This window comes from Pseudomonas sp. ENNP23, from assembly GCF_001728945.1.
GTDB lineage: Bacteria > Pseudomonadota > Gammaproteobacteria > Pseudomonadales > Pseudomonadaceae > Metapseudomonas > Metapseudomonas otitidis.
Genome location: NZ_LYSP01000054.1, coordinates 24,443 through 32,908 on the forward strand (window position 1 = coordinate 24,443; position 8,466 = coordinate 32,908).

Genomic DNA, 8,466 nt, shown 5'->3' on the forward strand with positions numbered 1-8,466 from the left:
TGGCGTCTCAGGCCCTTACCCAGCGCTGGCGCATGCGGTCGCTGAGGGCGTCCACCAGCAGCACCAGGGCCAACATGGCGAGGATCACGGTGCTGGCCTGGCGCTCCTGGAACAGGCTGAGGGTGGTGTAGAGCATCTGCCCCAGCCCGCCGGCGCCGACGAAGCCGAGCACGCTGGCCATGCGGATGTTGTTCTCCCAGCGGTACAGCATGTAGGCCAGCAACTGCGGCCAGAGGTTGGGCAGCGTGCCGTAGCAGAAGGCCGCCAGGTGGCTGCCGCCCTGCAGGCGGATCGCATCGGCAGGCTCCGGCGGGGCGTTCTCCAGGGCCTCGGCGAACAGCCGGCCAAGCACCCCGGCGGTATGCGCCGCCAGGGCCAGGGCCCCGGCGTTGGGGCCGAGGCCGGCCGCCAGCACCATCAGCGCGGCCCACACCAGCTCCGGAATGGCCCGCAGGGCATTGAGCAGCAGCCGCGCCAGGGCCTTGCCCGGCCAGCCGAAGCGCCCGGCGGCGGGCAGTGCCAGGAGCAGGCCGAGCAGCGCGGCCAGGAGCGTGCCCAGGCCGGACATGGCCAGGGTTTCCAGCGCTCCCCGGCCTACCGCCTGGAGGTGCTCCAGGCCCAGGTCCGGCCGCAGGAAGCGCAGGGCGTAGTCGGCCATCTGCCCACCCACGCCCTCCCCCAGCAACGCCTGAAGGTCGAGCCCGAGGTAGCGGAACGACCCCACCACGGCCGCCAGCAGGGCGAGGACGATGGCCAGGTCGACCACCCGCTTCATGCCAGCCTCCCGCGCAAGAGGCGGCTCAACTGGTCCGCCAGCCACACCAGCAGCAGGAAGGTCAGCAGCATGCTGGCCACCTCGGCACCGGCGAACATGCGCATCGACAGGTCGATCTGCTGACCGAGCCCGCCGGCACCGACGAAGCCCATCACCACCGAGGCGCGCACGGCGCATTCCCAGCGGTACACGGTGTAGGACACCAGCTCGCCGGCGGCGCTGGGCAGGATGCCGTAGAAGAACGCCGACAGGCGCCCGGCGCCGGCCTGCATCAGGGCATGGGCAGGCCGCTGGCCGACCGATTCGAAGATTTCCGCGTAGACCTTGCCGAGCATGCCGCTGTAGGTGATGGCGATGGCCAGCACCCCGGCGGTCGGCCCCAGGCCCACGGCGCGGACGAACAGCAGCGCCCAGACGATCTCCGGCACGCTGCGCAGGAACACCAGCAAGGCCCGCACCGGCCAGCGCAGCACCAGCCCGAGGGGGCTGGGCCGACCGCTGCGGGAGGCGGCCGACAGCGACAGCGCGCGGCTGGCCAGCAGGCTCATGGGCACCGCCAGCAGCAGCGCCAGGGCCATGCCCGCAGTGGCCACGGCGAGGGTCTGCAGGGTGGCGTCCAGCAGTAACTCAAGGAACTCGGCGCCGTGGGCCGGCGGCCAGAACCCGGCCAGGAAGCTGCCCATGGCCTGGCGGCTGTCGGCCTGGAACAGCACCCGCGGGTCCAGTTCGGCCAGGCGGATGCCCGGCCACAGCACCAGAAGCGCCACCAGCCCCAGCAGCAGGCGCGGCACAAAGGCCGGATCGCGGGTGTCGCGGCTCAGCATCGGGGGATCTGCACCGGGGCGGGCACTAAACCGGCGGCCTGTGGCGAGGTGATGCCGGCGTTGGCGTAGAGCGCGTCCAGGCGCTCGGGGGTGACCTGGGCGGCCGGCAGGTCGAAGGCCAGCCGGCCGTCGCGCACGCCGATCACCCGGGGAAAGTGCGCCAGGGCCAGCTCCACGGCATGCAGGCTGGCCACCAGGGTGACGCCGCGCTCGCCGGCATGGCGGCAGAGGGTCTCCAGGGTGTGATCGGCCAGCACCGGGTCCATGGCCGAAACCGGCTCGTCCGCCAGCAGCAATTCGGGTTGCTGGTACAGCACGCGGGCGATGCCGACGCGCTGCAACTGGCCGCCGGACAACTGGCCGCACTGGGCGAAGAGCTTGTCCGCCAGGCCGAGGGTGGCCAGGGCCGCACGGGCACCGGGCACATCCCGTGGGTGCAGCAGGCTGGCCAGCCCGCGCAGGGTGCCCCAGCGCCCCAGGCGCCCGGCGAGCACGGCGGTGACCACCCGCTGGCGCGAAGGCAGCGGCGGCGCCTGGTGGATCAACCCGATGCGGGTGCGCAGGCGCTGGCGTGCGCGGCCGGCGAGGCGCCAGGGCGCCTCGCCGAGCAGCTCCACGGTGCCGCTATCGGGTTGCAGGGCGGTGGCCAGGAGGTTGAGCAGGCTGGACTTGCCGGCCCCCGAGGGGCCGATGACCGCCACCCGCTCGCCGGCCTCGATGTGCAGGTCGATGCCGTCCAGGGCGCGGACCTGGCCGAGGCGCAGGCCCACACCGGTGAGGCGGACGGTCATTTCAGCAGTTCGGCGGCCCGGGCGGCCTCCTCGATGCCCTTGTAGTTCTCGGGCTGGGTCTCGATGAAGCGGCTGGCGGCCTGCAGATCGAGGATCGCCTTGTGCTCCGGGTTGGCCGGGTCGAGGGCGAGGAAGGCGGCCTTGATCTTCTCGGCCAGAGCCGGGTCGAGGGTGCCGCGCACGGTCCAGTTGTAGTCGTAGTAGGTCGGCGTGGTGGAGAGCACGCGCACCTTGGCGGTGTCCACCTTGCCGGCGGCCACCAGCTTCTCCCAGACGCTGGCGTTGAGCACACCGCCGTCCACCTTGCCGGCCTGGACCCAGGCCACGGTGGCGTCATGGGCGCCGGAATAGGCCACGCGGCTGAAGAAGCTCTCGGGCTTGATGCCGTCCTTGAGCATGAAGAAGCGCGGCATCAGGCTGCCGGAGGTGGAGGACACCGAACCGAAGGCGAAGCTCTTGCCTTTGAGGTCGGCCAGGCTCTTCACCTCCGGGTTGGCGGTGATGAACTTGCTGGTGAACTGGGCATCCTGCTCGCGCTGGACCAGGGGGATGGCATTGCCGGTCTTCAGGCGCACCTGGACGAAGGTGAAGCCGCCGAGCCAGGCCAGGTCCAGGCGGTCGGTGGCCAGCGCCTCGACCACCGCCGGGTAGTCGGCCACCGGCACGAACTGCACCTTCATGCCCAGTTGCTGCTCCAGGTAGGCGCCGAGCGGCTTGAACTTGCGCAGCAGCTCGGTGGGCGCTTCATCGGGGATGGCACTGACCCGCAGGGTTTCGGCGGCCTGCACGGCCAGGGCGGAACAGGACAGGGCAAGGCCGGCAACGAGGGCCAGGGTGCGCTTGAGCATGCAGATTCTCCGGTTCAATAGCGGAAAGATCGGGGGGAGATGGGCGGCCACTGCGGGCGCCGCGGCGGAATTATAGGAATCGCGGGCGCAAAGGCCAGTGTTGCCGGGGGCTTTTGGAAAACCTGGGCGAAACAATCCATGCCAGGTGCCCCCAGGAAACCGCAGCTCAGGTTTGAACAGGCATCCACAGGGTGCTCCAGGCACCTCGGCGGCAACCCGGTGAGTTTCCCGGCGGCCTGATAGAATCCGCCGCCACGATTTCAGTGAGGTGCGACATGAGCGAACCCATCCGCCTGACCCAGTACAGCCACGGCGCCGGCTGCGGCTGCAAGATCTCCCCCAAGGTGCTGGAAGTGATTCTCGCCGGCAGCGGCGCGCAGAACCTGGACCCGCGCCTGTGGGTGGGCAACGCCTCCCGCGACGACGCGGCGGTCTACGCCCTGGACGAGGAGCGCGGGGTGGTCTCCACCACCGACTTCTTCATGCCCATCGTCGATGACCCCTTCGACTTCGGCCGCATCGCTGCCACCAACGCCATCAGCGACATCTACGCTATGGGCGGCGACCCGCTGATGGCCATCGCCATCCTCGGCTGGCCGGTGAACGTGCTGCCGCCGGAGGTCGCCCGTGAAGTCATCCGTGGCGGCCGCGCGGTGTGCGACGAGGCCGGCATCCCCCTGGCCGGTGGCCATTCCATCGACGCCCCCGAGCCGATCTTCGGCCTGGCCGTCACCGGCGTGGTGGACAAGCGCCACATGAAGCGCAACGACACCGCCATCGCCGGCTGCCGCCTGTACCTGACCAAGCCGCTGGGCATCGGCATCCTCACCACCGCGGAGAAGAAGTCCAAGCTGCGCGAGCAGGACCGCCACCTGGCCCGCGACTGGATGTGCACCCTGAACCGCCCCGGCAGCCGCTTCGGCAAGCTGGTCGGTGTCCACGCCATGACCGACGTCACCGGCTTCGGCCTGCTCGGCCACCTGGTGGAAATGGCCGACGGCAGCGGCTTGACCGCACGCATCCGCTACGACGCGGTGCCGCGCCTGCCCGGCGTGGAGCATTACCTGGCCGAGGGCTGCATCCCCGGCGGCACCCTGCGCAACTTCGACAGCTACGGCGAGCGCATCGCCCCGCTGGACGAGGCCCGTCGCCACCTGCTCTGCGACCCGCAGACCAGTGGCGGCCTGCTGGTGGCAGTGGCCCCGGAGGGCGAAGCGGAGTTCCTCGCCGTGGCCCGCGAACTGGGCCTGGACCTGGCGCCCATCGGCGAACTGGCCGAGCGACAGAGCCACGCGGTAGAGGTGGCGTGATGCGCGAAAACACCACCGACTACCGCCGTCTGTTCCTTGAGGGCGTGCCGATGATGGACGCCCGTGCACCGGTGGAGTTCGCCAAGGGCGCGTTCCCCGGTGTGGTCAACCTGCCGTTGATGACCGACATCGAGCGGCAGAAGGTCGGCACCTGCTACAAGCAGCAGGGCCAGCAAGCCGCCATCGCCCTGGGCCACCAACTGGTCAGCGGCGCCACCAAGGCCGCCCGCATCGAAGCCTGGGCCGCCTTCGCCCAGGCCCACCCCGATGGCTACCTCTATTGCTTCCGTGGCGGGCTGCGCTCGCAGATCGTCCAGCAGTGGCTGAAGGACGAGGCCGGCATCCAGTACCCGCGCGTCACCGGCGGCTACAAGGCGATGCGGACCTTCCTCATCGAGACCCTCCAGGCCGCCGTCAGCGAATGCGACTTCGTGCTGGTGGGCGGCCTCACCGGTACCGGCAAGACCGACGTCATCCAGGCCCTCGGCAATGCCCTGGACCTGGAGGGCCACGCCAATCACCGGGGCTCCAGCTTCGGCCGCCGCGCCACCGCCCAGCCGGCGCAGATCGACTTCGAGAACGGCCTGGCCATCGACCTGCTGCGCAAGCGCGACAGCGGCATCGGTCAGTTCGTGCTGGAGGACGAGGGCCGTGTGGTGGGCAGTTGCAACGTACCCCTGGAGCTGTACCAGGGCATGCAGCAGTACCCACTGGTGTGGCTGGACGACAGTTTCGGAAACCGCGTGGAGCGCATCCTGCGGGACTACGTGATCGGCCTGTGCGCCGAGTTCGTCGCCCTGCACGGCGACGAAGCCGGCTTCGAGCTGTTCGCCGCGCGCCTGCGCCAGGGCATGGCCAACATCCTCAAGCGCCTGGGGGGCGAGCGCCACAAGCGCATGACGGCGATCCTCGACGAAGCGCTGCAACGCCAGCAGGCCAGCGGCGAGGTGGACCTGCACCGGGGCTGGATCGAAGGGCTGCTGCGGGAATACTACGACCCGATGTACGCCTTCCAGCGCGAAGGCAAGGCCGCGCGCATCGAGTTCGCCGGTGACCAGGCCGCCGTGCTCGATTACCTCCGCCAGCGCCCGTCCCGGCGTTGACCACCCACCCCGCGCCCGATCACGGCGGGCGCGAGGCTCATTTCAGGCGAACGCGGTAGACGCAGCGATTGGCATCGGCCAGCAGATGCTGCTCGCGCTCCACCTCGGCGTCGGCACCGATCACCTCGCGGAACAACTGCAGCTCCGACCGGCAGAACCCCTGGCAGACCGTGGCCGCGGCGCAGATCGGGCAGTGGTCCTCGATCAGCAGCCAATCCGCGCCATCGGCCTCCACCCGCGCCATGTAGCCCTCGCGGGAGCGCACCTCGGCGAGCTGCTGCAGGCGCCCGACCACGCTGTCGGCCTGACAGACCTCACGGTAGAGCGCACGGGTTTCGCACTCGCGCTGGCCGATCAGGCGGTCCATGCCCTCCTCACCGAACAACTGCCGCACCGAGGCGATCAGTTGCACGGTGAGTTGCGCGTGGGCATCGGGGAAGCGCCGGTGGCCGGCCTCGGTGAGCGCCCAGCGCTGGCGCGGACGGCCAGCGCCGCTGATGGGCGCCTGCTGGCCTTCCAGCAAGCCGCCTTGCGCCAGCTTCTGCACCTGCTGGCGGGCGGCTTCGGGGGTCAGCTCCAGCTCCTGGGCCAGCTCTGCGGTGGCCAGCGGGCCCCGGGTCTTCACCAGCATCAGGATGCGATCGGCCGTGGAGGTGGCGGAGTCGTCGGTCATCGGTGGGGCTTTAGGCAAGAAAGGCCTTGCATATTAGAAGGGCGTTCCTGCCAGTGTCGAGCGCATTCCCCGTATCGGTGAGCGGCTTCCCCGCCTGTTTTCCTGACCGTTCGTCCAGCTTCAAGGCCATGTACGGTTTCCGGTGCTTTCGATGAATCCGCTCTGCAACGCAGGTTTCAAGCGCTCCTACGCCAATGCGTCGACTGCCTGGTCGAAAATCGCACACAGGGTCCCGAATTTTATGTATACAACCATCTGGAAACATTGAGACAAAAAGCACTACAGTGCGCGCACAACGACAAGAAGTGAGTGCACCTCCATGAAAAACACCGCTACGACCGCGCCCGCAGCACAAAGGCCGGAAGATGAAAAACTCAGCGTCGGCGCCAACCTTGCGTATGGCATGCAGCACGTCCTGACCATGTACGGCGGCATCGTTGCCGTACCGCTGATCCTCGGTCAGGCCGCTGGTCTCTCCCCCGCCGAGATCGGCCTGCTGATCGCCGCCTCACTCTTCGCCGGTGGCCTCGCCACCCTCCTCCAGACCCTTGGCGTTCCCTTCTTCGGCAGCCAGATGCCCCTGGTCCAGGGCGTGTCCTTCGCCGGCGTGGCGACCATGATCGCCATCCTCCAGAGCGGCGAAGGTGGCGGCATCCAATCGGTGCTCGGCGCGGTGATGGCGGCCTCGCTCATCGGCCTGTTGATCACCCCGGTGTTTTCCCGCATCACCAAGTTCTTCCCGCCGCTGGTCACCGGCGTGGTCATCACCACCATCGGCCTGACGCTGATGCCGGTGGCCGCGCGCTGGGCCATGGGTGGCAACAGCCAGTCGCCGGAATTCGGCAGCATGGCCAACATCGGCCTCGCCGGTCTCACCCTCGTGGTGGTCCTGCTGCTGAGCAAGGTGGGCAGCGCCACCATCTCGCGCCTGTCGATCCTGCTGGCCATGGTGATCGGCACCCTGGTGGCCATGTCCCTGGGCATGGCGGACTTCTCCAAGGTGTCCGAAGGCCCGCTGGTGGCCTTCCCCTCGGTCTTCCACTTCGGCATGCCGACCTTCCATGTGGCCGCCATCATCTCCATGTGCATCGTCATCATGGTGACCCTGGTGGAAACCTCCGCCGACATCCTCGCCGTGGGCGAGATCATCGGCACCAAGGTGGACTCCCGCCGCCTGGGTGACGGCCTGCGTGCCGACATGCTGTCCAGCATCCTGGCGCCGGTGTTCGGCTCCTTCACCCAGAGCGCCTTCGCCCAGAACGTCGGCCTGGTGGCCGTCACCGGGGTGAAGAGCCGCTACGTGGTGGCCACCGGCGGCCTGATCCTGGTGACCCTCGGCCTGCTGCCGGTGATGGGGCGCATCATCGCGGCGGTGCCCACCTCCGTGCTGGGCGGCGCCGGCATCGTGCTGTTCGGCACCGTGGCCGCCAGCGGCATCCGCACCCTGGCCAAGGTGGAATACCGCAACAACATGAACCTGATCATCGTCGCCACCTCCATCGGCTTCGGCATGATCCCCATCGCCGCGCCGACCTTCTACCACCAGTTCCCCGGCTGGTTCGAAACCATCTTCCACTCCGGCATCAGTTCCGCCGCGATCATGGCCATCGTGCTGAACCTGGTGTTCAACCACTTCACCGCCGGCACGCCCGACCAGCCTTCGGTCATCGCCGCCGGCCGCGAGCGCCAGTTGCGTTACACCGACGTCGCCTGCCTGAACGAGGGTGACTACTTCCAGAACGGCAAGCTGTACGACGCTGCCGGCAATGAAGTCCCCTTGTGCGAGGACGATGACCACCACCCGGCGCCGCGCAGTACCGGGCGCAGCAGCAAGACGGCGGAACCCAGTAACGCCTGACGCACCCTCCCCCGAAAGCCCCGTCCCTGACGGGGCTTTTCCATTGGTACAGCGCCGTGTGCGGTCACTGAACCAGTTGGTTGATCTCGATGATGGGCAGCAGCACGGCCATCACGATGGTCAGCACCACGCCGCCCATCACCACGATCATCAGCGGCTCCAGCAGCGCCGTCATGCCCAGGGCGCGCCGCTCGATGTCCCGCGACAGGGTCTGGGCCGCGCGCTCCAGCATCGGCGGCAGCGCGCCGGTCTTCTCCCCGCTGGCGATCAGGTGGATGAGGATC

Annotated in this window: 9 protein-coding genes; 3 read left to right on the forward strand and 6 right to left on the reverse strand. The window is 69.0% G+C overall.

Going from position 1 to position 8,466, the window contains the following annotated elements; translation table 11 throughout:
• Positions 1–7 precede the first annotated feature (7 nt).
• From phnE to A9G05_RS23415, 4 genes are read right to left on the reverse strand one after another with little or no spacing between them, the layout of a single operon-like run.
• On the reverse strand, positions 8–775 hold the full coding sequence (phnE, locus tag A9G05_RS23400; protein WP_069563236.1) for a phosphonate ABC transporter, permease protein PhnE: 768 nt from the start codon (positions 773–775) through the stop codon (positions 8–10).
• A complete protein-coding gene (locus A9G05_RS23405) occupies positions 772–1,599 on the reverse strand; it encodes an ABC transporter permease (protein WP_069563237.1) in 828 nt (275 codons plus the stop codon). The genes phnE and A9G05_RS23405 overlap by 4 nt, the downstream gene beginning before the upstream one ends.
• The gene (locus A9G05_RS23410; RefSeq protein ID WP_069563238.1) at positions 1,593–2,390 is read right to left on the reverse strand and encodes a phosphonate ABC transporter ATP-binding protein; all 798 of its coding nucleotides are present in this window, start codon (positions 2,388–2,390) and stop codon (positions 1,593–1,595) included. Before A9G05_RS23410 ends, A9G05_RS23405 begins: the two co-directional genes overlap by 7 nt.
• Positions 2,387–3,238 carry a putative selenate ABC transporter substrate-binding protein gene (locus A9G05_RS23415; protein ID WP_069563239.1) on the reverse strand — a complete coding sequence of 284 codons (852 nt, stop codon included), beginning with the start codon at positions 3,236–3,238 and terminating at the stop codon, positions 2,387–2,389. Before A9G05_RS23415 ends, A9G05_RS23410 begins: the two co-directional genes overlap by 4 nt.
• A 275-nt stretch (positions 3,239–3,513) precedes the next feature.
• Here A9G05_RS23415 and selD point away from each other — a divergent pair, with 275 nt between their 5' ends.
• Both selD and mnmH read left to right on the forward strand, forming a co-directional pair.
• Positions 3,514–4,548, forward strand: coding sequence for a selenide, water dikinase SelD (gene selD, locus A9G05_RS23420; RefSeq protein WP_069563240.1), 1,035 nt, complete (start codon positions 3,514–3,516; stop codon positions 4,546–4,548).
• Positions 4,548–5,651 (forward strand): tRNA 2-selenouridine(34) synthase MnmH, encoded by a 1,104-nt coding sequence (gene mnmH, locus A9G05_RS23425; protein ID WP_069563241.1) that lies wholly within the window; start codon positions 4,548–4,550, stop codon positions 5,649–5,651. Before selD ends, mnmH begins: the two co-directional genes overlap by 1 nt.
• Positions 5,652–5,688: 37 nt before the next feature.
• Here mnmH and A9G05_RS23430 read toward each other — a convergent pair whose 3' ends face one another.
• Complete coding sequence (locus A9G05_RS23430; RefSeq protein ID WP_069563242.1) at positions 5,689–6,324, reverse strand: metalloregulator ArsR/SmtB family transcription factor; 636 nt, start codon at positions 6,322–6,324, stop codon at positions 5,689–5,691.
• Positions 6,325–6,643: 319 nt separating this feature from the next.
• Here A9G05_RS23430 and A9G05_RS23435 point away from each other — a divergent pair, with 319 nt between their 5' ends.
• A complete protein-coding gene (locus tag A9G05_RS23435; protein WP_069563243.1) occupies positions 6,644–8,182 on the forward strand; it encodes a nucleobase:cation symporter-2 family protein in 1,539 nt (512 codons plus the stop codon).
• 64 nt (positions 8,183–8,246) lie between these two features.
• Here A9G05_RS23435 and A9G05_RS23440 read toward each other — a convergent pair.
• A partial coding sequence (locus A9G05_RS23440; protein ID WP_171902739.1) for a type II secretion system F family protein occupies positions 8,247–8,466 on the reverse strand: 220 nt, incomplete at its 5' end.